The following is a 23,638-nucleotide window of genomic DNA, read 5'->3' on the forward strand; positions in this document are numbered from 1 at the left end:
ACCCCTTCAACGCGCCTGGTCGAGCTGGCGGCTGAGCGTGGTGTGGAACCCGTCGGCGAAGCGGTTCAGCGACGCCTCCACCCGGTTCACGCCGTGGCTGAAGCGGTTATAGGCGATCACCGCCGGGATGGCGGCGAACAGGCCGATGGCGGTGGCGAACAGCGCCTCCGAGATACCCGGCGCCACGACCGCCAGCGAGGTGTTCTGCGCCTGCGCGATGCCGGTGAAGCTGCGCATGATGCCCCAGACGGTGCCGAACAACCCGACGAACGGCGCGACCGAACCGACCGTCGCCAGCACGTTCAGCCGATCCGACAGCTTGTCGATCTCGCCCGCCACGGCCGATCCCATCGCGGTGGCGAGACGCTCGCGCGTGCCGTCGCGGTCGATATGCCCGCCCGCGGTCGAGCGCCGCCATTCCTGCACGCCCGCCGAAAAGACCCGTGCGGAGGGCAGTTCATTGTCCTGCTCCATCCGGTGAAAGGCGTCGATATCCTCCGCCTTCCAGAAATCGCGTTCGAACCGGGTCATGCCCTTCTTCGTCCGCGCCAGCTTGCGCGAAAAGGCGATGATGATCGTCCAGGTCCAGATGCTGGCGAGCAACAGGCCGAACATCACCAGCTTCACCACCCAGTCGGCGTGGATGAACAAAGCGACGGGCGACAAACTGGCGGCATCCATGTTGAAGACGGGATTCATGGGTGTTGCGTGTCCCCTTGCCAGACAAGGCGTTGGTAGATGGCGATCCAGTCGGCGGGCTGCCGACGCGGGCGACCGTTCGGGCCGACCCAGGCGACGGTCACACGCGCGTCGGCCAGCTTGACCGTCCCGCACCTGACTGTCTGATGAATGACGACGCGAACCGCACTGACCTCGATCAGTCTGGATGTGACGACCAGGTCGTCGTCGAGCCGCGCGGAGGCGGCATAGCGGATGGCGATGTCGGTGACGGCATAGGCGCCCTGCCCCGCCTCATGCGCGGCGCGCTGGTCGATCCCGGCGACCCGCAGCATGTCGGAGCGCGCGCGCTCCATATAGCGCAGGTAATTGGCGTGATAGACCACACCCGACAGGTCGGTATCCTCGAAATAGACGCGCACCGCAAAGCGATGCTCATGCCCCTCGAAGCGGCCGCCCTTCGGCTGGTCTTCTCCCGTCACCGTCATGGTGCATGCCCGTTAACCTATCCGTCCGGGGGAAGAAAGGCACTTGCAGCGCTGTTACCTACAGGTTACATGATACCTATAGGTTACAGGAGGTCGTGATGAATCTCGTGGAAAAGGCCGAGCGCAAAAGCCGCGACAGGGCGGTCGTCTTCTACCTGATGGCGCTGTGTCTGCTGCTCTCGGCGATGACGTCGGACCATCAGGACAGCGGATCGACCCGACTCATCCCCTGGTTCGTTATGGTGGGCGGCGCTGCGCTCAACCTGTCGAGCGCGCCGTTTCGCCTCTGGAAGTGGAACGGAATGGCGTCGCTGCTCAATGACGAAACGACCCGCGATCATCGGCGGTCAACCCTAGCGGTCGGTTTCTGGGCCATGCTGATCGCGGCGTCGCTGACTATCGGTGTGTCGACCATATACTCCATCAATGCGGTGATGACGGGCCGCGTCACCATCACCGCCGGCCTCATGGCCGCGCTGATCGCCTTCGCCACGCTGGAATTGCGCGCCAGTCGATGAACGAGGCGCTTGGCAACGACCTGAAGGCCGCGCGCGAGGCGGCCGGGCTGACGCAAGGCGGCCTCGCCGAGGCGATCGGGGTCAGCCGCAAGACGATCAACACGGTGGAGAACGGCGTCTTCCAACCCTCGACCCTGCTTGCGCTCAAGCTGGCGCGGGCCTTGGGCCGACCGGTCGAATCGCTGTTCTGGATCGAAGACTGAGCGCGCTTACTGGATCGCGGCCGGATCGACCTTCAACGAGGGCGGATTGATGACCGGCGGGGTATAGGGCTTGGCGGCGGGCACCGGCTGGCTCGACAGGACGGGGCCGCCTGACGCATTGGCCGATGCGACCGAAGGCGCGGCGCTGCTCGCGATGGTCAGCGGAGCGACGCCTTGCTTGACCGGCACCATCGTTCCCGTCCGCCATGCGTCATAGGCGCGGAAGAAGGCGATGAAGGGTGCGTTGAGCTTTTCCAGCCGTTCCGCCGCCTTCAGGTCGAACCCGGCATTGGGACCGGTGCTGATATCGGCCAGCACCTCCTCGGCGGCGGCGCAGAAGGTCTTGCGGACCGGCGTGATCGAGAAGAAATTATAGAGCCGCGTCATCGCATCGTCATAACGGTCGCGCCAATCGCCACCCTGCGCCTGATATTCCGCCGAATAGCGCTTTTCCGCCGCCGCCAACTCGATCCGCTGCACGGTCAGCATGGTGTTGTAGCGGGCGACGATCTGCCCCTCCTCCGCCCCGCGACAGGCAAGCGCCGCGACGTTCAGGCCCGCGCGCAGGTGCCAAACGGTGGCGGCGCTGGTCAGCGAGCGATTGGGGGTGGCGTAATTGCCGTCGGGCAGCAGCACGGGGATGCGCATCCCCGGCGTCGCACCGGCGGGCAGCGGCGCGCGGACATATTGCGGCGGCGCGGGCACCAGGACCGGCGGCGGCGCCACCTTGGCGGTTTCCCGCGCGGCGCATCCCGCCAGCGACAGGCCGATCGCCAAACCCGATACCAAACGCAACTTCGCCATAACCCTGATCCTTGGAACCATCCGCCCCCGGCTGTTGGCGCATGTCATGGCGAATCAAGGTTAACACGTCGTAAGTCGTGCGATGAAACGAGGCGTATGTCAGCGGGTTGGAAAACCGGCGCAATTCCTCCCCGGCAAGGGGAGGTGGCAGGGCGAAGCCCTGACGGAGGGGTGTCCCGTTCTCGATAGGGGTGACACCCCTCCACCAGCTTCGCTGGTCCCCCCCTTACAGGGGAGGAATAGGTTACGCCGCGCGGGCGACCAGCGCGGCGGCGGCTTCGGCCATCAACTGGGCGAGGATATCCGCGATCGGCTCTTCCTTGGTGACCATGCCGACCGACTGGCCCGCCATGACGCTGCCATGTTCGACATCGCCCTCGATCACTGCGCGGCGGAGCGCTCCGGCCCAGTAATGTTCGATCTGAAGCTGCGCCTCCATCATCGCGACCTTGCCCTCGTCGAGCGACTGGGCGACTTCTCGTTGCTTGGCGGTGAACAGTTCGCCGCCCGCATTCTTGAGCGCGCGGACCGGGATGACCGGCAGGCGCGGGTCGATCTGCACGCTCGCCACCGCGTCGCGGGCCGAGGCGCGGATGAAGGCCTTCTTGAAATTGGGGTGCGCGATCGATTCGGTCGCGCAGACGAAGCGCGTGCCGAGCTGAACGCCCGCCGCGCCCATGTCGAGATAGGCGGCGATCGCCTCGCCCCGGCCGATGCCGCCCGCGACGAAGACGGGGATCTGCTCCGCGATCTCGGGCAGCATTTCCTGCGCCAGCACGCTGGTCGAGACCGGGCCGATATGGCCGCCCGCCTCCATGCCCTCGATCACCAGCGCGTCGACGCCCGAGCGGATCAGCTTCTTGGCGAGGCTGAGCGCAGGGGCGAAGCAGATGACCTTGGCGCCGGTTTCCTTGATCGCCTCCAGCGCGCCCTTGGGCGGCAGGCCGCCCGCCAGCACGACATGGCCGACCTGGTGGCGGCCACACACCGCGATCAGGTCGAACAGCTGCGGATGCATGGTGATGAGGTTCACGCCGAACGGGCGGCTGGTCATCGCCTTGGTCGCGGCGATCTCGGTATCGAGCAGTTCGGGCGTCATCGCGCCGCACGCGATCACGCCGAAGCCGCCCGCGTTCGACATGGCGGAGACGAGATTGCGCTCCGACACCCAGGACATGGCGCCCGCCATGATCGCCATGTCGGCGCCAAGGAACTCCGCGCCGCGCGCCATGCGGGTGGCGAGACGCTGTTCGCCGGTAGTGGTGGTGTGGGTGTCGGTCATCGACGCTCCATGCCGTGGAGCGGGGCGGACGGCAAGATTTGGTTCACGCGAAGCCGCGATGGCGCGAAGAAGAGTTGGTTCGCGCGGAGACGCGGAGGCGCGGAGATGACCTGCGCGCGGCAGCGCCATCACTCGATCGACGATGCTTGAAAAAGGAGCGGCGGTGCGGCTGAATACACCACCTTCGCGTCTTCGCGGCTTCGCGCGAACCAAAGCCCCCTCTCCGAACCAGACCGGAGAGGGGAAGAACCGCTTAAGCCGCTTCCGCGTCCAGGCCGTAGGCGGTGTGCAGGACACGTACCGCCAGTTCGGTATAGTCCTCTTCGATCAGCACGCTGACCTTGATCTCCGAGGTAGTGATCGCAAGGATGTTGATGCCCCGCGCGCCCAGCGTCTGGAACATGGTCGAGGCCACGCCCGCATGGCTGCGCATGCCGACGCCGACGACCGAGATCTTCGCGACGCGCGTGTCGTGGACCATCTTGGCATAGCCGATATCGCCGCTCGCCTTTTCCAGCACGTCCAGGGTGCGGGCGAGGTCCGCCGAGGGCACCGTGAAGGTCACGTCTGTCGAGCCGGTCGAATGGGCGATATTCTGGACGATCATGTCCACATTGATCCCCGCATCGGCCAGCGGAGCGAAGATCGCGCCCACCGAACCGGGCCGGTCGGGCACGGCGGTCAGGGTGATCTTGGCTTCGTTCTTGTCATGCGCGATGCCGGTGATGAGCTGGCGTTCCATATCGTCGATTTCCTCTTCGCCCACGATCAACGTGCCGCGATGTCCGTCTTCGTCCCGTGCGTCGTCGAACGAGCTCAAGACCCGCACGCGCACCTGTTCCTTCATCGCCAGACCCACCGAGCGGGTCTGGAGCACCTTGGCACCGACGCTGGCGAGTTCCAGCATCTCTTCATAGGTGACCTTCGACAGCTTGCGCGCACGCGGCACGATGCGCGGGTCGGTCGTGTAGACGCCGTCGACATCGGTATAAATGTCGCACCGCTCCGCCTTCATCGCCGCCGCGACCGCGACCGCGCTGGTGTCCGATCCGCCACGCCCCAGCGTCGTCACCCGGTTGCCCTCGGCCACGCCCTGGAAACCGGGGATCACCGCGACCACGCCCGCCGCCAGACTCTCGTCGAGCGCAGTGGTGTCGATCTCGCCGATCCGCGCCTTGGCGAACGCCGTGTCGGTGTGGATCGGCAGCTGCCAACCCAGCCACGAGCGGGCGGGCACGCCCATCGCCTGGAGCGTGATCGCCAGCAGCCCGCTGGTGATCTGTTCGCCCGCCGAGACGACGACGTCATATTCCTGGGGATCGTAAAGCGACGAGGCCTCGCGGCAGAAACCGACCAGCCGGTCGGTCTCGCCCGCCATCGCGGAGACGACGACCGCGACCTGATGCCCAGCCTCCACCTCGCGTTTGACCCGCGCCGCCACGTTGCGGATGCGCTCGATTCCGGCCATCGAGGTGCCGCCGAACTTCATCACGATACGGGCCATGCGGTTTTTGCCAATCTCCTTGGGGTAAAACGGCGGTCCTGATAGGTAGCCCCCATGACGAACGCAAGCCATTTGAACGATTCTACCATTATCGGGGCCGAAGCCGCACATTTCGGAAAGATGGCGGCCGAGTGGTGGGACCCCAAGGGGTCGAGCGCGATGCTGCACCGACTCAATCCGCCGCGGCTGCGTTACATTCGCGAGCAGATCGACCTGCATTGGGATGCCGATGGGCAAGGGTTCACGCCCCTGAAGGGCAAGCGCGCGCTCGACGTCGGGTGCGGTGCCGGGCTGCTGTGCGAACCGCTGGCGCGGCTGGGGGCGGAGGTGACGGGTCTCGACGCCGCCGCCGAAAATGTCGCGGTCGCCGCCGCCCATGCCGCGCAATCGGGGCTGACGATTCATTACCGCGCGGGCAGCGTCGAGGGGCTGGCGGGCGAGACGTTCGACCTCGTCACTTCGCTGGAGGTGATCGAGCATGTCGCCGACCCCGCGCGATTCGTGCGCGGTCTGGCCGATGCGCTGGCGCCGGGTGGGCTGATGATCCTGTCGACGCCCAATCGCACGCCGCTGTCCAAGCTGGCGCTCATCACCTTCGCGGAGGGGACCGGCGCGATCCCCAAGGGCACGCACGACTGGTCAAAATTCCTGACGCCCGACGAACTGACCGGATTGCTGAAGGACGCAGGGCTGACGGTGCGCGATGTGCGGGGCCTGAGCTATTCGCCGACCAAGGGGTTCATGGTCAGCGACTCGACCGCGCTCGACTATTTCGTGACCGCGACGCGGTGATTTCCCATTCCTCCCCTGCAAGGGGAGGTGGCAGGCCGCAGGCCTGACGGAGGGGTATCACGCTCGGTAAGGGCGGGCTAACCTCGCAACCGGGAGACACCCCTCCGACGCGCTACGCGCGCCACCTCCCCTTGCAGGGGAGGAATGTTCTGGACCTTTCCGAATGCCGATCCCGCCAAAACCTCTGACCCACCATTCCCACGCCCACCCCCTCCTGATCCTGCTCGCCGTGGCTCTGGCCGCCCGTGCGCTGACCTTCGGCAATCCGGTGGTTCATGTGGACGAGGAGTTCTACTTCTTCACCGGCCATGCCATGTGGCAGGGCGCGTGGCCTTTCGTCGATGTGTGGGACCGCAAGCCGATCGGCCTGTTCCTGCTCTATGCGGTCCCCGCCGCATTCGGCTTTCCGGCGGGCATCTGGGCCTATCAGGCGATGGCTTTGCTGAGCGTCGTCGCGACCGCATCGCTGATCGCGCGGATGGCGGAGCGACTCGGCTGGGGCATGGGGGCGACGGCGGCGGGGATCGCCTATGTCCTGTGGCTGGACCTGCTCGGCGGCCAGGGGGGCCAGGCGCCGGTCTTCTACAATCTGCTGATGATGGCGGCGGCCTGGACCATTCTCGAGTCGGATCGGCAGCATTCGCGGAGGCGGGGACTGGCGGCGATGGCGCTGGTCGGTGTCGTCCTCCAGATCAAATATTCGGCGGTGTTCGAGGGCATGGTCTTCGGCCTGTGGCTGCTCGCCAGCGAATGGCGGCGGAGCCGGTCGGTGGCCGCGCTGATTCCCTATGGCACCGCGCTGGTCGCCGTATCGCTGGTCCCCACCCTGTTGGCGGCGGGCGTCTACGCCGCGATCGGCCAGTGGGATGCGTTCCTCTACGCCAATTTCCTGTCGATCTTTCACCGCAACCCCGATCCGCTGGGCGAGCTGGCGGGCAATCTGGGGCAGATGATCCTGATCCTGTCGCCGATCGTGGCGCTGGCGGTGCTGGGGCTGAAGCGCGCGCCGAAAGACCGCGAGCGGATTTTCCTGGCCGTCTGGCTGGGTGCGGCGATCATCGGCGTGCTGCTGTTCCGGCCATGGTTCGACCATTACGGCCTGCCGATCCTGCTCCCCGCCTGTACGGCCGCCGCGGCGATGCTGGGGCGTGAGGCTTGGCAAAGGCGCTATACCCCCGCGCTTCTGCTGACCGCCGCGCTGGCCGGGCAGATCGTGTTGTTGTCCTTGCGACACGAGCGCGGCGACGCGGCGGAGTTCGCCGCCTTGTCACAGGCGGTCGGCAAGGGGCCGGGCTGCCTCTATGTCTATTCGGGCAGCACCATGCTCTATGTCGCGACTGAGCGTTGCACCCTGTCACGCTGGATCGTGCCCGCGCATCTCAGCCGCGCGCGTGAGGCCGGGGCGACCGGCGTCGACCAGGATGCCGAGATCACTCGCATCCTGGCGCAACACCCGGCCGTGGTCGTGATGCGCCCGCCCTATAATGGCGAGCGGCCCGAGGCCCATGCCCGCGTCATGGCGGCGATGACGGACGGTTATCGGCTGACCGCGCAACTGCCGATGGGCAATGAGACGATCCGCGTCTATAAATCCACGCGATGAAACGCCTTCTCGCCTCGATCCATGACGTGTCCCCCCGGTTCGAAGGGCCTGTCGATGCCCTGTTCGACCGGCTGTCGGGCCATCTCGGCGGCCCGCGCCTCGCCATGCTGGTCATCCCCGACCATTGGAACAGCGCGCCGATCGCGCCCGGCACGCCCTTTGCCACGCGGTTACGCAATTGGGCGGATATGGGAATCGAGATGTTCGTCCATGGCTGGTCGCACAAGGACGATATGGTCCACACCGACCAGAAGACCGCGCTGAAGGCCAAGCATATGACGGCGGGCGAAGGCGAGTTTGTCGGCTTGTCCCACGCCGAAGCGCTCCGCCGGATGCGGCGCGGCACCGCACTGATCGAGGATATCATCGGCCGCCGCGCGACCGGCTTCATCGCGCCGGCCTGGCTCTATTCGGACGAGGCGCGGGCAGCGCTGGGCGATGCCGGGTTCGGATTGGCGGAGGATCATTTCCGCGTCTGGACGCCCGCCGACGGCAAGATCATCGCGCGCGGCCCCGTCGTCACCTGGGCCAGCCGATCGCGCGGGCGCCAGCTCAGCTCGCTTGCCGCCGCCGCCGTGCTGCGCCACGGCCTGCGCCGCACGCCAGTGGCACGCGTCGCGGTGCATCCGGGCGACAATGGCGTGCCCGCGCTGCTCGACAGCATCGACAAGACCTATGCGCGGCTGGCCAGAACCCACACGCCGTCGCGCTATGCGGATCTGCTCGCCGCCTGATCAGCGCGCGGCGAGGCTGTGCAGATATTGATGCCGTGCCTCTGATCCGCGCGGATAGCGGGACAATGTCTTCACCTCGGCGGGTGTCAGGGTAAAGCGGCTATAGCCCTTGTCGGTCAGGCATTGCTCGACATCGCCGACCTGAATCGCCTGAAGGTCGCGTTTCTGCCGGTCGGGCTGCGTCCGCCGGACCGAGTCGCCCCAATCATCGCCTTCGGAACCATTGGGAAAATTCAAAAGGCGATCCGCCGTCTCGAACCCCCGGATGAAGCGCTTGGCCGGTTCATCCTGCGAGACGTCGCGGAAATAGCCGGTCTTGGCGCATTCGATCGCGTCAGCGCGGTATTGGGCAAAGCCGATGCCGGATTTGCCCCAGCTTTCGACCACTGGCTTGCTTGCGGCCTGTACCGCGCCCGGCAGGGCAAGCGCGATCGCCGCCATCAGGATACGACTCATTCACCGCCTCCCATGACAATTCCGTCATGGTGTCACATCCGCCCGCTTAGCGGAAGAGCGACGATCAGGCCGCCGCTCGCTCGCCCTGTTCGCCGTCGAGCAGTCGCTGATAGCGCGCGATCAGCGCCTCGGCATGGTCGCGGTCGCTGAACACCTTGGCGGCCGCGACTCGCGCGGCGTTGCGCAGGACGCGCTGGTCGCGCGACAACAGCCGCTCGATCGCCTCGGCGCAGGCCGCGCCGTCGCGCGCGCGGAAGGTTTCGGCGAACAGCGGATTCGCCACCTCGGCGCACCCGCCATAATCGGGCACGACCAGCGGCAGGCCGGAGGCCAGCGCCTCCGAGGCGACCAGCCCGAACGTCTCGGTCTCGCAGCCATGGACCAGCGCGTCGCAGCTCGCCATGATCCGCGACAGACGCGGGCGGTCATAGACCGGGCGGAACAGCCGGATATGCGGGCTCCCCGCGATCCGCTTTTCCAGCGTCCGGCTGGCGACGCCGCCGCCGATCAGGATCAGGCCGACCGGACGGCTGGCGGCCACCCGCTCGACCGCGTCGATGACCATAGGCCAGCGCTTTTCGGGGTGATGCCGACCCAGACCGAGCAGCAGATGCGCGTCCTCAGGGAGAGCACACTGCGCCAGCAGCGCCGCGCGCAGCCGTTCGTCGCGGTGATCGGGCGAGAAGAAGTGCCGCTCGATGCCCAGCGGAATGCCCTCGTCCACCCGCACGCCGCGCTTGCCGAGTCGCTTGACCAGCGCCGGGCCGTTGGACAGCACCAGGTCATAATGGTCGAGGAAGCGGTTCATGTAGCGGCTGTACCAGCTGAACCAGTCCTCCACCCGCTCCTGCGCGACCAGGCCGTCCAGCCAGCGGACCGGATAGGTGCCGACATTGTCGTTGTGCATGAAGAAGACCTTCTTCGCGCGCCCCTGCCAGCTGGCGACGAACCAGGCGGGCTTGGCGGGTGAGGAGACCTCCACAATGTCGGGGTCCAGCTCGTCGAGCAGGCGGCACACCGGCGCGCTGTCCCAGAACATGCCGTAATTGGTGTCCAGGATCAGGCGCGGCGCCTTCACATAGATGATCTTGCCGCCGCCGGGGCGTTCCTCGACCCGGTCCTCGGTGCCCGGCGCGAGCACGATGAGCTCATGGCCCATCTCGGCCAGGATCGACATCTTGCGGTCGATATAGGTCCGCACGCCCCCGCCGGTGGGGGAGTAGAATTCGTTGACGTCGACGATGCGCATCGTCCGCTCCCTCAATCCACCGGGCCGAAACCGCCCAGCCCCCGCAGATATTGGGCACGGATGGTCGTCGTCGCCACCCCATTGGGCACATCGATCAGCGCGGAAGCGAGCGGCGGTTTGCGGCGGCCCAGCTTGGTGTTGGCCGGGAAGCCTGCGCCGTCGCTCCAGAAATTGAACTTGTTCTTGCCGTCGCGGTCATGGGTGAACAGCAGGGCATAGCGGCCGGGATGCGGCACGCGGATGCACATCTCGACCCGCGCGCCGCTCGCGGGCGTCGGCACCTGGACGCGGCGGAACGTCTTGCCCGCGCGCACCAGCACGCCGTCGTCCTGCAGGAAATCCTCCTCGTTCGCCGGATAGAGTTCCAGCTTCAGATTGCCCTTGCGATCCTTCAGCCCCTCGATCCGCGCCAGGATGGCCGGGCCGCCGCCGCTGGCACAGGCCGCCGCATCGCTGCCCAGGATTTGTGCGCCCGCCATCTGCGGCATCGCCGTCAGCGCGATCGTCGCCGCCATCATCATCTTCATCACGCGAATCATGCGCGTACCTTCCGAACCAATGCCGTCAGCCCGAACCCCGCGATCAGCACGACATGGACCAACAGGGTCAGTGCCGCAGTGAAGGCGATCAGCTCGCTCAGTTCCTGATCTTGCCCGATCAACAGGATCGCGAAATTGGCGAAAAGAAGGTCCTTGTTGGGCACCAGGGGCAGACGCGAGACGAGCAGCCGCGCCGCCGACAGGAACAGCCACATGCCCAGCGACACGCTCGGCATCCCATAATGCCAGGCCAGCGCCACCAGCAGCGAGTTGGCGATCAGGCGGGTGCAGTGGACCATGAAGACCCACCAGAGCGTCTTGCGGTCGAGCGAGAAGACCCGCCGCGAAAAGATCAGGAAGGGTAGCGAGGTCGCCATGACGATCGCGATCGATCCCCAGACCAGCCGCAACTGCTCCGCGGTCAACAGCTCGCGCCCGACCGGCAGGGCGAGGCCGATCATCAGCAGCGTGATCGCATTGCCCGCGATGGCGGACAGAATGCCGACATCCTTCACCGCGCCGAAGGGGGCGGCGACCATCTTCGCATTGGCGCGCGCCCAGGCGTAGAAATAGGCCTCACCCGAATAGCTGAACGCCACTTCATTGGCGATCCGCTTGCGGATCAGCGCGGCCATGCCGCTGATCGGAATGCCCCACAGCCGCCGGAAGATGATATAGTCGCCGATCGGCAACGCCATGTAGAGGCCGACAAAGACGATGTAGAACAACGGGTTGGTCGGCACCGAATGGCTGAGGCCGACCAGGCCGCGCCCCAGCAGCTCATGCCCCAGCCCGACGATCATGGCGAGCGTCAACAGGCCGCCGATAATGGCGGGCCAGCGGCTCTTGACCGTCTTCAACGGCTCCAGCGCCGCCATGTCACGGGCCACCGGGCCGCTCGAACCGGCAGGCAGAACCTGTTGCGGGGTCATGGGTTCATCTCGTTCATTCTGCACGTTATGGAGATTCCTCGGCGGCGTACGCCGGCGGCGCCCGCTAACCTCAACACTGCTTTCTCGCACCTGAATAAGAATTCATCCTCTGTCGTGCGATTGTGTCCACCTTAGGGCTGAAACTGACATAATTCAGCGACAAGCTGCGATTAGCGCTCCCATACATCACCTCGTCCCGAGCGCCCGGAGCCTATGCCCGCCGATCATATCCTGACCTATGCCCTGGCAATGCGCGGCGGTGTCGAGGCGGCGCTGGGCCGGATGCTGCCGGGCTGGCTGGAGCGCGGACGCCGGGTCACGCTGATCCTCGGCGACGAGGACGGCCAGTTCCAGGGCGGGGTGCCGCTGGGGGTCGAGACGGTAACGCTGGGGCATCAGCGCTATGGTGGGCTGTGCGGCGTCCTGCCCGCGATGATCGCGCGGGCGCGGCCCGACATCGTCTTCTGTCCGGGCAATCATTATACCGCCATGGCCGCCTGGACGCGGATGCGGCTCGCCGGGGCCTGCCCGCCGATCGTCGCCAAAATGTCCAATGCGGTCGATCGCGGCGACCAGGCGCCGCTGATCGCCTGGGGCCAGCGGCAATGGCTGGCAGGGCACCGGCATTTCCTCGACGCGCTGGTCGCGATGACCCCGGCGACCGCACGGGCGGCGCAGGGCGCGACCGGGCTGTCGGTGGCGGTCATTCCCAACCCGCCGAGCATGGCCCCATGCTTTGCGGCCCCCCGGCCGACCACGCCGGATCGCCGCATCCTGGGTGTCGGGCGGCTGGAGCCGCAGAAGCGCTGGGACCGGCTGATCACGGCGATGACCCATCTGCCCGAGGATATCGGCCTGACCATATTGGGCGAGGGCAGCCTGCGCCCGGCCCTGACCGCGCAAATCCAGATACTGGGGCTGTCGCACCGCGTGTCGCTCCCCGGCCATAGCGCCGATGCGCCCGCGGCGATGGCGGCGGCGCAGGTCCTGGCCCTGCCCTCCGACTATGAGGGCGTGCCCGGCGTGCTGCGCGAGGCGCTGGCGGTCGGTACGCCGGTCGTCACCACCGATTCGAGCCCTGCGGTGCATGAGATCGTGTCTGATCCCTCGCTGGGCACGATCGTCGCGCGCGAGGATCTGGGCGGGCTGGTCGCCGCGTTGCGCCATTGGCTCGATCCGGTGGCGCAGCGCCCCGAGCCCGTGCCGCAGCCGGGGCAGGATTCGGCCGAGCGCTATCTGGCGCTGTTCGATTCGATCGTCGCCGCACGGGCGCGCGGGGTGCCGGTGGCGGCGGGTCCGCTCGAACCCGCGCTCGCGGGATCAGTCGATATCGGCTTCGGCGCGCGGGCCGTCGCCGTCGCGCGCCGCCTCGCGCTCCGACCGGCGCTGTAGCGCGGACTTGGCCATGGCGGTCATCGGATCGGCCAGCGCCAGCCCGAGGATACCGAACAGCGCGCTCGCCATGATCTGCGTCGACAGGGTCAGCGCGGGCGGCAGATCGACGGTGCGCTTGGCGACCATCGGCACCACGACATAACCGTCAAAGGTCTGCACGATCAGATAGGTGCCGATCGCCCAGAACCCCGCATCCTGCCCGGCCGAAAAGCCGACCGCGATCATCAGCGTGCCGGTGATGATCGCCCCGATATTGGGGATGAAGGCCAGAATCCCGGCGATGATGCCCAGCAGCAGCGCCATCGGCACGCCGCCGATCATCAGCGCGATGCCGGTCAGCACCCCCTCCACCGCCATGCCCAGCAGACGCCCGGCGAGCAGGCGGCGAAGCGTCGACATGACACGCGCCTGTGTGATCGCGAACTCGGGCCGGGCGGCGCGCGGCACGATCCATTGCAGCCCGCGCGCATAGCCTTCCGGGTCCATCGACAGGAACAGCCCGATGATCAGGATCATGAACAGCGAGGTCACCGCGCCCACGGCGGTCCCCACCCAGGAGGTGAGCTTGCCGATCGATCCCATCGACTGTTTCAACAGGCCGTTGATGTCCGAGGTCTTGGGCATCATCCCCTGCTGGGCCAGCCAGTCGGTCACGCGGCCCGCCTGCGTCTCCAGGGTCGAGCGGAGCTGCGTCACCTGCTGCGTCACCTCGACCCCGGTCAGGAAGAAGGTGCCGAGCAGGAACACCGTGACCGCGATCACGACGATCAGCAGCCGCCAGCCGCGCCCGATCGGCAGCACCCGGCCGAGCAGCCGCACGCCGCCGTCGAGCAAGGTCGCAAAGACCAGTCCGGCAAAGATCACCAGCAGCGGCTGGACCAGCAGGACCGCCAGCGCCATCGCGGCGATCAGCCCCAGCCAGATCGCCGCGCGCGTCAACTCCCGCCGGACGAAGCCCTCCCGGAACTCGATCGGGGCCGGGCGGTCGGTCAGCGGGGTCGGATCGCTCATTGGCTCTTGCCGTCCGCCGCCTTCACCGTGGTCGGATGCAGCGACAGGCCCGCCCGGCCCGAGCGGAGCGAACCCCACCAGGTCAGCGGGTTGAGCGTCGTGTCACCGTCCAGGCTGAAGGTCACGAATTCGGCGCGGCCGCCGATATTCTCATTGGGCACCGGCCCGCCCAGCCCCAGCTCGGACAGCGGAAAGCGACTGTCGGCCGAACGATCGCGATTGTCGCCCATCAGGAAGACATGGTCGGCGGGAATGGTGATCGGCCCGTAATTGTCGCCCGGACTCCAGCCCAGTTCGACCGTGTCGTAGCGACGGCCATTGGGCAGCGTCTCGGTCACGATCGGCAGGTGGCAGACCCATTTACCGCTCGACGTGCGAACGCGGGCCTGTTCGCCATAGTCGGTGCACGGGCTGTTCGTGTCGATCGGGATGTCGATATAATGGAGCGGCCCACGCTGCACCGGCTTGCCGTTCAGGATCACCACGCCGTCGCGCACCTGCAACGTGTCGCCGGGCAGGCCGATCACCCGCTTGATATAGTCGTTATGCGTGCCCGGCGGGGTCACGATCACGACATCGCCGCGCTTGGGCAGCGAGCCGAACAACCGGCCATGGATGAAGGGCAGCTGATAGCTCCAGCTTGCCTCGGGCTCGTGCAGGACCAGCGATTTGAAGATCGCGACCGGATTGGGAATGGTCGGCGAGACATAGGACCAGCCATAGGCGAACTTGCTGACCACCAGCCGGTCGCCGACGCGCAGGCCCGGCAGCATCGATTCCGACGGGATGTAGAAGGGCTTGGCGATGAAGCTGTGGAAGCCCAGCACGATCAGCAGCAGCCAGAACAGCCCCTTGACCTCGGCCCACCAGTCGGTGCCTTTTTTCTGGACCGGGGCCTGTGGTGGCGTTTGCGGCGGTGGCGCGGCGTTCAACGGCTGATCGCCCTCCGGTTGATGCACCGGCGAGCCTGGGTTCGTGTCCAACACCGCGTCCTTCATGCGGAAACTTCCGGTCGTGCCTCGATCACGACAAAGGCCTGCGCCCAGGGGTGATCGTCGGTCATGGTCAAGTGAATATGGGCGACGTGGCCCGCCGGGGTCATCGCGTCAAGCCGTTCGCGCGCACCCCCGGTCAAAGACAGGGTCGGCGCGCCGCCGGGCAGGTTGACGACGCCGATGTCGCGCATAAAGACCCCTTGCGCGAAACCGGTGCCGACCGCCTTGGAAAAGGCCTCCTTGGCGGCGAACCGCTTGGCGTAGGTGCCCGCGCGGGTGAAGGGGCGTTTGGCGGCCTTGGCCTGCTCGATGTCGGTGAAGCAGCGCGCCTCGAACCGACCGCCATGCCGGTCGAGCGCGGCCTGGATACGCTCGATGTTACAGAGATCGGAGCCGAGACCGATGATCATGATCTTTCCTCCCCTGCAAGGGGAGGTGTCAGTCCGCAGGACTGACGGAGGGGTGTCACAGCCAGCGGGGACACCCCTCCACCACGGCTTCGCCGCGGTCCCCCTCCCCTTGCAGGGGAGGAATGGGGAACACTCATCACCGCGCCAGGTCCATCGCGGCGCGCATCTTGCGCACCACCTCGGGCAGGCCGACGAACAGCGCGTCGGCAATCAGGAAGTGCCCGATGTTCAACTCCCGCACCTGCGGGATCGCCGCGATCGGCGCGACATTGTCGTAAGTGAGGCCGTGCCCGGCATGAACCTCGATCCCGTTCTTCGCCGCCAGCGCCGCCGCGTCCGACAGGCGGCGCAGTTCCTGTGCCCGTGCCTCGCCGTCCAGCTCGGCGTAGCGGCCGGTATGCAGCTCGACGACCGGCACGCGCAGATGCAGCGCCGCCTCGATCTGGCGGGGATCGGGTTCGATGAACAGCGAGACGCGGATGCCCGCCTCGCCCAGCCTGGCCACCATGGGGCTGAGCCATTCACGCTGCCCGGCGGCATCCAGCCCGCCTTCGGTCGTCCGCTCCTCGCGCTTTTCGGGCACGATGCAGGCGGCGTGGGGGCGATGCTTCAGCGCGATGGCCAGCATCTCTTGCGTGGCCGCCATTTCCAGGTTGAGCGGCACGGTCAGTTCCGCCGACAGCCGCGCGATATCGTCGTCGGTGATGTGCCGCCGATCCTCGCGCAGATGCGCGGTGATGCCGTCCGCGCCCGCGTCCGCCGCAACCAGCGCCGCCTTGACCGGATCGGGATAGCCCGCCCCGCGCGCATTCCGCACGGTCGCGACATGGTCGATATTGACGCCGAGGCGCAAATGCTCGGTCATGCCGCCGCGCGGCTCCCCGGCTTGATCGCGGGGATCGCGGCCAGTTCGGGCGGCAGATCGTCGGGGCTGTAGCTCGGCACGTCGAGGCGGATCAGCGGAAAGAAGGGCACGCCCAGATCGGCCGCCCCGTTCGACCGGTCGACCAGCGCGGCGGCGGCGATCGTCTCGCCCCCTTCGCGCGCGATGGCGGCGATCGCCTCGCGGCTGGACAGGCCGGTGGTGACCACGTCTTCCATCATCAGCACTTTCTGACCTGCATCAAGGCGGAAGCCACGGCGCAGGTGGAAGGTTCCCTCGGGCCGTTCCAGAAACATGCCCGGCACGCCCAGCGCGCGCGCCATTTCATGGCCGACGATGACACCGCCCATCGCGGGGGCAACGACGGCGCTGATCTGCGCCTTGATATCCGCCGGAATCTTGGCCGCGACCGCCTCGCACAGCCGCGCCGCGCGCGCGGGGTCCATCAGGACGCGCGCGCATTGCAGATAGCGCGGGCTGCGCAGGCCGGAGGAGAGGATGAAATGCCCCTCGAGTAGCGCCTCGGCGGCACGGAACTCGGCGAGGACGTCTTCATCGGTCATGGGGCAACTCCGGCATCGGTCAGATGACCCGGCCTCATAGGATCGCGCCGCCGCCCACGCAATCTGGCATGTGACGCTCAAGGGTTGAGGGGGCGCGGTCCCGTGCTATAGTCCGCCTAACAAGAACGACATGAGGCCCCGTCAAAGCCCGTCGGACGACTGATGGATTGGCGAGGGAGATGGGAGACGAGAGCGGGATGAGCGAGGCCAAGCGCATGTCCGGACCCCGGAGGATGAGGATGCCCAAAGGCATGAAGGCGCTGGCGATCGCCGCCGGGCTGGGATGCGCTGCGCTGTCGGGTGCCGCCTTCGCGACTCCGGCCGCGCCCCCTGCCCCGAAAGCCGCCCCCGCGCCGCAGGCCGCCGCCGAAGGAGCGGGCGTTTCCAACACCGCACCGACCAGCGCCGCCGCCCCCGCCACCGCGGCGCCGACCAGCCCGCTGCTGGCGCAGGACGGCGCGCCCGCGATCGCGATCGATCCCAAGGTCGGCCTGCCGATCGACGGTCGCTTCGGGCTCCAGCCGCAGGTGACGAAGAACGGGGCGTTCGCGCACTGGATGCACAATGACGTGCTGCTGCCCGTCATCACCGTGATCTGCGTCCTCGTCCTGTTGCTGCTTGCCTGGGTCGTGTTCCGCTATCGCCGCGCCGCCAATCCGGTGCCGTCCAAGACCAGCCACAACACGCTGGTCGAGGTGCTGTGGACGCTGGGCCCGGTGGTCGTGCTCGTCCTGATCGCCATCCCCTCGATCGGCCTGCTCCAGGCGCAGTTCAAGCCTGCACCCGCGGGCGCGGTCACGCTGAAGGCGATCGGCAACCAATGGTATTGGACCTATCAATATCCGGATCATGGCGGGATCGAGATCACCGCCAACATGCTGAAGGAAAAGGATCAGGTCGCCCCCGGTGAGCGGGCGCGCACCGATGCCGATGGTCCGCGCCTGCTGGCGGTGGACAACCGCATCGTCCTGCCGGTCGGCGTGCCGATCCGCCTGATCACCACCTCGAACGACGTCATCCATAGCTGGGCGATCCCGGCCTTCTGGATGAAGCTGGACGCGGTGCCCGGTCGGTTGAACGAGACGAGCTTCACCATCGAGAAGCCGGGCCTGTATTTCGGCCAATGTTCCGAACTGTGCGGCGCGCGCCATGCCTTCATGCCGATCGCGGTACAGGCCGTGAGCCCGGCGCAGTTCGCCGCCTGGGTCGCGGCCAAGGGCGGCAAGATGCCGGGATCGGCCGCGCCCTCCGCCTCGGTGATCCCGCAGCCGGGAGCGATCGGCTCGGCGGTGATGCGGGAGGAAGCCAAGGAGGCGGACTCGATCACCGGCCCCGACAACGGCAACGAGCCCGCGCTGCGTCCGACCACGGACGCCGACGCTGCGCTGTTAACGACGCAAGGCGCCACCGGAAATCCGGCTGGCCCCGGCAACGCTGGACAATAAGCCATGACCGACACCGCACTGCACTCCGGATCGGCTTTTGTCGGTCATGAGGATCACCACCACGCGCACCGCAGCGATGACCATGGGGCAGATCACAAGCCCGGCTTCTTCGCGCGCTGGTTCCTGTCGACCAATCACAAGGATATCGGCACCCTCTATCTGATCTTCGCGATCGTCGCAGGGATCATCGGCGGCGCGATCTCCGGCCTGATGCGCGCCGAACTGCGCGAACCGGGCATCCAGTATCTGGGCATCTGGGCAGGCATGCTGCACGGCGGAGCGCAGAGCCTCGACCAGTCGCTGCACCTGTGGAACGTGCTCATCACCGCGCACGGCCTCATCATGGTGTTCTTCATGGTGATGCCCGCGATGATCGGCGGGTTCGGCAACTGGTTCGTGCCGATCATGATCGGCGCGCCCGACATGGCGTTCCCGCGCATGAACAACGTGTCCTTCTGGTTGCTGATCCCGGCCTTCACGCTGTTGCTCGCCTCGCCCTTTTTCGGGGCGGGCGCGGGCGTGGGCTGGACCGCCTATGCCCCGCTATCGACATTCGGCGAGCCGGGGCCGTCGGTGGACATGGCGATCCTCGCGCTCCACCTGGCGGGCGCCTCGTCGATCCTGGGCGCGATCAACTTCATCACCACTATCTTCAACATGCGTGCGCCGGGCATGACGCTGCACAAGATGCCGCTGTTCGTCTGGTCGGTGCTGGTGACGGCCTTCCTGCTGCTGCTCTCGCTGCCGGTGCTGGCCGCCGCGATCACCATGTTGCTGACCGATCGCAACTTCGGCACGACCTTCTTCGACCCCGCCGGGGGCGGCGACCCGATCCTGTACCAGCATCTCTTCTGGTTCTTCGGCCACCCCGAAGTGTACATCATGATCCTGCCGGGCTTCGGCATCGTCAGCCAGATCATCGCGACCTTCAGCCGCAAGCCGGTCTTCGGCTATCTCGGCATGGCCTATGCCATGGTCGCGATCGGTGTGGTCGGCTTCGTCGTGTGGGCGCACCATATGTTCGCCACCGGCCTCTCCGTGAACACCAAGATGTACTTCACCGCCGCGACGATGATCATCGCGGTGCCGACCGGCATCAAGATCTTCTCGTGGATCGCGACCATGTGGGGCGGCTCGCTGTCGTTCAAGACGCCGATGGTCTGGGCGATCGGCTTCATCTTCATGTTCACCGTCGGTGGCGTGACCGGCGTCGTGCTCGCCAATGGCGGCATCGACGATTATATGCACGACACTTATTATGTCGTGGCGCACTTCCACTACGTCCTGTCGCTGGGCGCGGTCTTCGCGCTGTTCGCGGGCTTTTACTACTGGTTCCCCAAGATGTCTGGGAAGATGTATAACGAGGTTCTCGGCCAGCTGCATTTCTGGGTGTTCTTCATCGGCGTGAACCTGTTGTTCTTCCCGATGCACTTCCTGGGCCTGCAGGGCATGCCGCGCCGCATTCCCGACTATCCCGCCGCCTTCGCCGAGTGGAACAAGCTCGCCACCCATGGCTATGAGATCATGGCGATCGGCATGGTGATCTTCTTCATCAACCTGTTCTGGTCGCTGGCGGCCGGCAAACCGGCGGGCAATAATCCCTGGGGCGAAGGCGCGACGACGCTGGAATGGACGCTGTCCAGCCCGCCGCCCTATCACCAGTTCGAGACGCTGCCGCAGATCGACTGATCCCGGCGATTTCCACCGTTTGAACGAGGCCCCGGAACCGAGTTTCGGGGTCTTTTTCATTACGATAACGTCACGATAGGTCCGTATCGGCCGAAATGCGTCCCGGCTGCGACGAACCGAGGAACCCCTTCATACTTCGTTAGCCGCATTGGTTACATCCTGCGCCCATCGCCCGACAGGTGGCGGTTAGCGGGTGGGATATCCAATGACGGGGCGGGACAATCCGGCGGCGCCGATGACGGCGACCGCGGACGACGGTGCGCAGGTGCCTGTCGTCGCGACACGATCGAGCCATTCGACACTCGCCAATGGCGGCGCGGCCCTGCCGCTGCTCGCGCTGGCGGCCTGTGGCGGCGGCGGCAGTGGCGGCGCAAGCACCAGCGCCAGTGCAAGCGGCAGCTCCGCGACCACCGCAGGTGCGACGACGCCCGTCGTCGTGGTCAACGCCGCCCCCACCACGACCGAGGCAAGCCGCTTCCTGGCACAGGCAACCATGGGCGCGACACGCAGCACGATCGATGCGGTCGTCTCGCGCGGCTATGACGGCTGGCTGACCGACCAGATGGCCCTGCCCCGCGCGACCACCCATTGGGACTGGCTGGTCGCGGGTGGCTATGACGCGGCGACCAACCGCAATTACCTGTCCGGCCTGGACCCCACGCTCTGGCGACAGATGATCGTCGAGCCCGACCAGCTGCGCCAGCGGGTCGGCATGGCGCTGCTCGACATATTGGTCGTCGGCATCGACGGCGTGTCGGACCAGTGGCGGGCGTTCAGCATGGCGGCCTATGTCGACATCCTGCTCGACAACGCCTTTGGCAATTACCGCGACATATTGGGCGCGATCACGACCAATTTCGCGATGGGGACGTTCCTGACCTTCCTGTACAACAAGAAGGCCAATCCCAAGACCGGCGCGCAACCCGACGAGAATTATGCGCGCGAGCTGATGCAGTTGTTCACGCTTGGCCTGTACCAGATGAACATGGACGGCTCGCTGAAGATGAATGGCGGCCAGCCGATCGAAACCTATGTCCAGGCCGATGTCTCGGGGCTGGCGCGGGTGTTCACCGGCCTGTCGCCCGCGACCGCCGACACCGCGACGCCCGCCCGCTATCGGATGCCGTTGGTGATGAACGCCGGGGTGAACGAGACCGGCACGGCGAGCTTCCTGGGCACCACCGTCACCGGTGGCGGCATGGCGGCGATCAAGAGCGCGCTCGACACGATCTTCGCACACCCCAACGTGCCGCCCTTCGTCTCGAAGCAGTTGATCCAGCGGCTGGTCACCAGCAATCCCTCCCCCGCCTATATCAACCGGGTCGCGACCAAGTTCGCCGATAACGGCCAGGGCGTGCGCGGCGACATGAAGGCGGTGATCCGCGCCATCCTGCTCGACAGCGAGGCGCGCACCCTGCCCACTGCCGCGACAGCGGGCAAGCTGCGCGAGCCGGTGCTGCGGCTGACCGGCTGGGCGCGCGCCTTCGGGGTCAATTCGCCGTCCAATGCCTGGGCCATCGGCGACACCTCCAACCCGACGACACGGCTGGGCCAGGCCAAGGGACACAGCCCCTCCGTCTTCAACTTCTACCGCCCCGGCTACACCCCGCCAGGCACCAGCCTGGCGAGCAATGGCCTGGTCGCGCCGGAGTTCCAGATCACCAACGAACAGAGCGTCGTGGCCTATGTGAACTATATGTACGGCCTGATCGCCAACGGCACCGGCGATGTGAAGGCGGACTATAGCGCGATCCTGACGCTGGCCGCCGACAGCAAGGCGCTGGTCGACGAGATCAACCTGGTGCTGGCCGCCGGGCAATTGTCGAGCGCGACGATCAGCGCGATCCGCGGCGCCGTCGACAGCGTGTCGGCCACCGCGACCAACGGGCCGATCAACCGGGTCGGCATCGCGATCATGCTGACCATGGCCTCCCCCGATTATCTGAACCTGCGGTGATGAGCATGATGCAAGACCAATCCCGCCGCGCTTTCCTCAAGCGCAGTGCGCTGCTCGGCCTGGCCGGGACCGCGACCCCCTTCGTCTCCAGCCTGGCCGCGATCGGCGAGGCGGCGGCGGCCACCGCGTCCGATTACAAGGCGCTGGTCTGCGTGTTCCTCTATGGCGGCAATGATTACGCCAACACGCTGGTCCCCTATGACGAAACCAGCTTTGCCGCTTATCGCGCCGCGCGCGCCAATATCGGCTATCAACGCGATGTGCTGGCGGGCAGCGTCCTGAACCCCGCCGTCGCGCTGCCCGGTGGGCGCGTCTATGCCCTGTCGCCGTCGATGCCCGAGATGAGCCAGCTCTTCGCGGCGGGCAAGATGGCGGTGGCGCTGAATGTCGGCACGCTGGTCGAGCCGACCACCAAGGCGCAGTTCAACAGCCACAGCGTCAAGCTGCCGCCCAAGCTGTTCAGCCATAACGATCAGCAGAGCTTCTTCCAGGCCTCCAGTCCCGAGGGCGCGAACAGCGGTTGGGGCGGGCGGATCGGCGACATGTTCCAGAGCGGCAACGGCACCGCCGCGCTGACCTGCATCAACACCAGCGGCAATGCGGTCTATCTGAGCGGGCGGACCGCGATCCAATATGCGGTGGGCACCGGCGGCCCGGTCGCTTTGCTCAACAGCAGCAAGACGCTGTACGGTTCGTCCTCCGCGCTCGACACGCTGCGGTCGCTGATGACCACCGAATCGAGCTTTGCGATGGCGAGCGAACATGCCCGCATCACCAAGCGCGCCTTCGACGTGCAGGCGCAGCTCAGCAGTGCGCTGGCCGGGGCCCCGGCGGCCAATTTCCCGCTCTTCCCCACGAACAACAATCTCGCCGACCAGTTGAAGATGGTCGCGCGGATGATTGCGATCAGCCAGACTTTGGGCCTGAAGCGCCAGGTGTTCTTCGTATCGATGGGCGGGTTCGACCTGCACGACAATCTGGTCGCCCAGCATCCGGGGCTGTTGTCCAAGGTGTCGGCGGCGATGAAGGCTTTTTACGACACGACCAATGCGATGGGCGTCGCCAATCAGGTGACCAGCTTCACCGCATCGGACTTCGGGCGGACGCTCCAGTCGAACGACGACGGCTCCGACCATGGCTGGGGAGGCATGCACTTCATCGTCGGCGGCGCGGTGCGCGGGCAGCGTTTCTATGGCAAGGCGCCGACCGTCGGCAACAACACCAGCGACGATGTCGGCCAGGGCCGCCTGATCCCCACCATGTCGGTCGACCAATATGCCGCGACACTGGCCAGCTGGTTCGGGATCGACTCAAGCGGTCTGCGTACGGTGTTGCCCAATATCGGCAATTACGACGCCTCGACCTGGAACCAAGGGTTCATGGGGTAAATCCGGCCCAGAGTGACAATATAACATATTGATCTGGAACAATTCTTCGATCAGCGCCGATCGAAAAACTTAACGCTCCATCTGTCTGGCACCGAATGGCGCGGCCCCCATATGGGCGGC

At 66.6% G+C, this 23,638-nt stretch carries 24 protein-coding genes; 10 read left to right on the plus strand and 14 right to left on the minus strand.

Annotated elements, in window-relative coordinates:
* Positions 1–6: 6 nt before the first annotated feature.
* Positions 7–699, minus strand: a complete 693-nt coding sequence (gene tolQ / locus U1H82_RS10080) for a protein TolQ (protein ID WP_322964800.1) — start codon at positions 697–699, stop codon at positions 7–9.
* The gene (locus tag U1H82_RS10085) at positions 696–1,166 is read right to left on the minus strand and encodes a YbgC/FadM family acyl-CoA thioesterase (protein WP_322964801.1); all 471 of its coding nucleotides are present in this window, start codon (positions 1,164–1,166) and stop codon (positions 696–698) included. Before U1H82_RS10085 ends, tolQ begins: the two co-directional genes overlap by 4 nt.
* 98 nt (positions 1,167–1,264) lie before the next feature.
* Between U1H82_RS10085 and U1H82_RS10090 the strand changes: the two genes are divergently transcribed.
* Both U1H82_RS10090 and U1H82_RS10095 read left to right on the plus strand, forming a co-directional pair.
* Entirely contained in the window at positions 1,265–1,684 is a 420-nt protein-coding gene (locus U1H82_RS10090) for a hypothetical protein (RefSeq protein WP_322964802.1), read from the plus strand.
* Positions 1,681–1,887, plus strand: coding sequence for a helix-turn-helix transcriptional regulator (locus U1H82_RS10095; protein ID WP_322964803.1), 207 nt, complete (start codon positions 1,681–1,683; stop codon positions 1,885–1,887). Before U1H82_RS10090 ends, U1H82_RS10095 begins: the two co-directional genes overlap by 4 nt.
* 6 nt (positions 1,888–1,893) lie before the next feature.
* Here U1H82_RS10095 and U1H82_RS10100 read toward each other — a convergent pair whose 3' ends face one another.
* The 3 genes from U1H82_RS10100 to U1H82_RS10110 all read right to left on the minus strand — a co-directional run bounded on the left by U1H82_RS10100 (position 1,894) and on the right by U1H82_RS10110 (position 5,477).
* The gene (locus tag U1H82_RS10100; protein ID WP_322964804.1) at positions 1,894–2,691 is read right to left on the minus strand and encodes a hypothetical protein; all 798 of its coding nucleotides are present in this window, start codon (positions 2,689–2,691) and stop codon (positions 1,894–1,896) included.
* 244 nt (positions 2,692–2,935) lie between these two features.
* On the minus strand, positions 2,936–3,973 hold the full coding sequence (locus tag U1H82_RS10105) for an NAD(P)H-dependent flavin oxidoreductase (RefSeq protein WP_322964805.1): 1,038 nt from the start codon (positions 3,971–3,973) through the stop codon (positions 2,936–2,938).
* Between the two features lie 253 nt (positions 3,974–4,226).
* Positions 4,227–5,477 carry an aspartate kinase gene (locus tag U1H82_RS10110; RefSeq protein ID WP_294233037.1) on the minus strand — a complete coding sequence of 417 codons (1,251 nt, stop codon included), beginning with the start codon at positions 5,475–5,477 and terminating at the stop codon, positions 4,227–4,229.
* A 54-nt stretch (positions 5,478–5,531) separates the two neighbouring features.
* Between U1H82_RS10110 and ubiG the strand changes: the two genes are divergently transcribed.
* The 3 genes from ubiG to U1H82_RS10125 all read left to right on the plus strand — a co-directional run bounded on the left by ubiG (position 5,532) and on the right by U1H82_RS10125 (position 8,606).
* Positions 5,532–6,269, plus strand: coding sequence for a bifunctional 2-polyprenyl-6-hydroxyphenol methylase/3-demethylubiquinol 3-O-methyltransferase UbiG (gene ubiG / locus U1H82_RS10115; protein WP_322964806.1), 738 nt, complete (start codon positions 5,532–5,534; stop codon positions 6,267–6,269).
* A 229-nt stretch (positions 6,270–6,498) separates the two neighbouring features.
* Entirely contained in the window at positions 6,499–7,872 is a 1,374-nt protein-coding gene (locus U1H82_RS10120) for an ArnT family glycosyltransferase (protein ID WP_322964807.1), read from the plus strand.
* A complete protein-coding gene (locus tag U1H82_RS10125) occupies positions 7,869–8,606 on the plus strand; it encodes a DUF2334 domain-containing protein (protein ID WP_322964808.1) in 738 nt (245 codons plus the stop codon). Before U1H82_RS10120 ends, U1H82_RS10125 begins: the two co-directional genes overlap by 4 nt.
* Here the strand turns inward: U1H82_RS10125 and U1H82_RS10130 are convergent, their stop codons facing one another.
* The 4 genes from U1H82_RS10130 to U1H82_RS10145 all read right to left on the minus strand — a co-directional run bounded on the left by U1H82_RS10130 (position 8,607) and on the right by U1H82_RS10145 (position 11,782).
* A complete protein-coding gene (locus U1H82_RS10130; protein ID WP_322964809.1) occupies positions 8,607–9,062 on the minus strand; it encodes a PLP-dependent aminotransferase family protein in 456 nt (151 codons plus the stop codon).
* Positions 9,063–9,126: 64 nt separating this feature from the next.
* Positions 9,127–10,311, minus strand: coding sequence for a glycosyltransferase (locus U1H82_RS10135; protein WP_322964810.1), 1,185 nt, complete (start codon positions 10,309–10,311; stop codon positions 9,127–9,129).
* Positions 10,312–10,322: 11 nt separating this feature from the next.
* Positions 10,323–10,850 carry a DUF2141 domain-containing protein gene (locus tag U1H82_RS10140; RefSeq protein WP_322964811.1) on the minus strand — a complete coding sequence of 176 codons (528 nt, stop codon included), beginning with the start codon at positions 10,848–10,850 and terminating at the stop codon, positions 10,323–10,325.
* Positions 10,847–11,782: a hypothetical protein gene (locus U1H82_RS10145; RefSeq protein ID WP_322964812.1), complete on the minus strand. Its 936-nt coding sequence runs from the start codon at positions 11,780–11,782 to the stop codon at positions 10,847–10,849. The genes U1H82_RS10140 and U1H82_RS10145 overlap by 4 nt, the downstream gene beginning before the upstream one ends.
* A 213-nt stretch (positions 11,783–11,995) precedes the next feature.
* On the opposite strand from U1H82_RS10145, the gene U1H82_RS10150 reads away from it, so the two are divergent.
* On the plus strand, positions 11,996–13,174 hold the full coding sequence (locus U1H82_RS10150; RefSeq protein ID WP_322964813.1) for a glycosyltransferase: 1,179 nt from the start codon (positions 11,996–11,998) through the stop codon (positions 13,172–13,174).
* Here the strand turns inward: U1H82_RS10150 and U1H82_RS10155 are convergent.
* From U1H82_RS10155 to pyrE, 5 genes are all read right to left on the minus strand, one after another.
* Complete coding sequence (locus U1H82_RS10155; RefSeq protein WP_322964814.1) at positions 13,103–14,188, minus strand: AI-2E family transporter; 1,086 nt, start codon at positions 14,186–14,188, stop codon at positions 13,103–13,105. The genes U1H82_RS10150 and U1H82_RS10155 overlap by 72 nt on opposite strands.
* Positions 14,185–15,186, minus strand: a complete 1,002-nt coding sequence (lepB, locus tag U1H82_RS10160) for a signal peptidase I (protein ID WP_322964815.1) — start codon at positions 15,184–15,186, stop codon at positions 14,185–14,187. Before lepB ends, U1H82_RS10155 begins: the two co-directional genes overlap by 4 nt.
* Positions 15,183–15,593, minus strand: coding sequence for a holo-ACP synthase (gene acpS, locus U1H82_RS10165; RefSeq protein WP_058734879.1), 411 nt, complete (start codon positions 15,591–15,593; stop codon positions 15,183–15,185). The genes lepB and acpS overlap by 4 nt, the downstream gene beginning before the upstream one ends.
* Positions 15,594–15,729: 136 nt before the next feature.
* Positions 15,730–16,458: a pyridoxine 5'-phosphate synthase gene (locus U1H82_RS10170; protein WP_322964816.1), complete on the minus strand. Its 729-nt coding sequence runs from the start codon at positions 16,456–16,458 to the stop codon at positions 15,730–15,732.
* Entirely contained in the window at positions 16,455–17,039 is a 585-nt protein-coding gene (gene pyrE / locus U1H82_RS10175; RefSeq protein ID WP_322964817.1) for an orotate phosphoribosyltransferase, read from the minus strand. The genes U1H82_RS10170 and pyrE overlap by 4 nt, the downstream gene beginning before the upstream one ends.
* Before the next feature lie 239 nt (positions 17,040–17,278).
* Between pyrE and coxB the strand changes: the two genes are divergently transcribed.
* The 4 genes from coxB to U1H82_RS10195 all read left to right on the plus strand — a co-directional run bounded on the left by coxB (position 17,279) and on the right by U1H82_RS10195 (position 23,518).
* On the plus strand, positions 17,279–18,484 hold the full coding sequence (coxB, locus tag U1H82_RS10180) for a cytochrome c oxidase subunit II (RefSeq protein ID WP_375339522.1): 1,206 nt from the start codon (positions 17,279–17,281) through the stop codon (positions 18,482–18,484).
* Between the two features lie 3 nt (positions 18,485–18,487).
* On the plus strand, positions 18,488–20,173 hold the full coding sequence (gene ctaD / locus U1H82_RS10185) for a cytochrome c oxidase subunit I (protein WP_322964819.1): 1,686 nt from the start codon (positions 18,488–18,490) through the stop codon (positions 20,171–20,173).
* A 205-nt stretch (positions 20,174–20,378) separates the two neighbouring features.
* Positions 20,379–22,130, plus strand: coding sequence for a DUF1800 domain-containing protein (locus U1H82_RS10190; protein WP_322964820.1), 1,752 nt, complete (start codon positions 20,379–20,381; stop codon positions 22,128–22,130).
* Positions 22,130–23,518, plus strand: a complete 1,389-nt coding sequence (locus U1H82_RS10195) for a DUF1501 domain-containing protein (RefSeq protein ID WP_322964821.1) — start codon at positions 22,130–22,132, stop codon at positions 23,516–23,518. The genes U1H82_RS10190 and U1H82_RS10195 overlap by 1 nt, the downstream gene beginning before the upstream one ends.
* The last annotated feature ends 120 nt before the right edge of the window (positions 23,519–23,638 follow it).

Origin of the sequence: Sphingomonas fuzhouensis (assembly GCF_034659795.1) — a bacterium.
GTDB classification, from domain to species: Bacteria; Pseudomonadota; Alphaproteobacteria; order Sphingomonadales; family Sphingomonadaceae; genus Sphingomonas; species Sphingomonas fuzhouensis.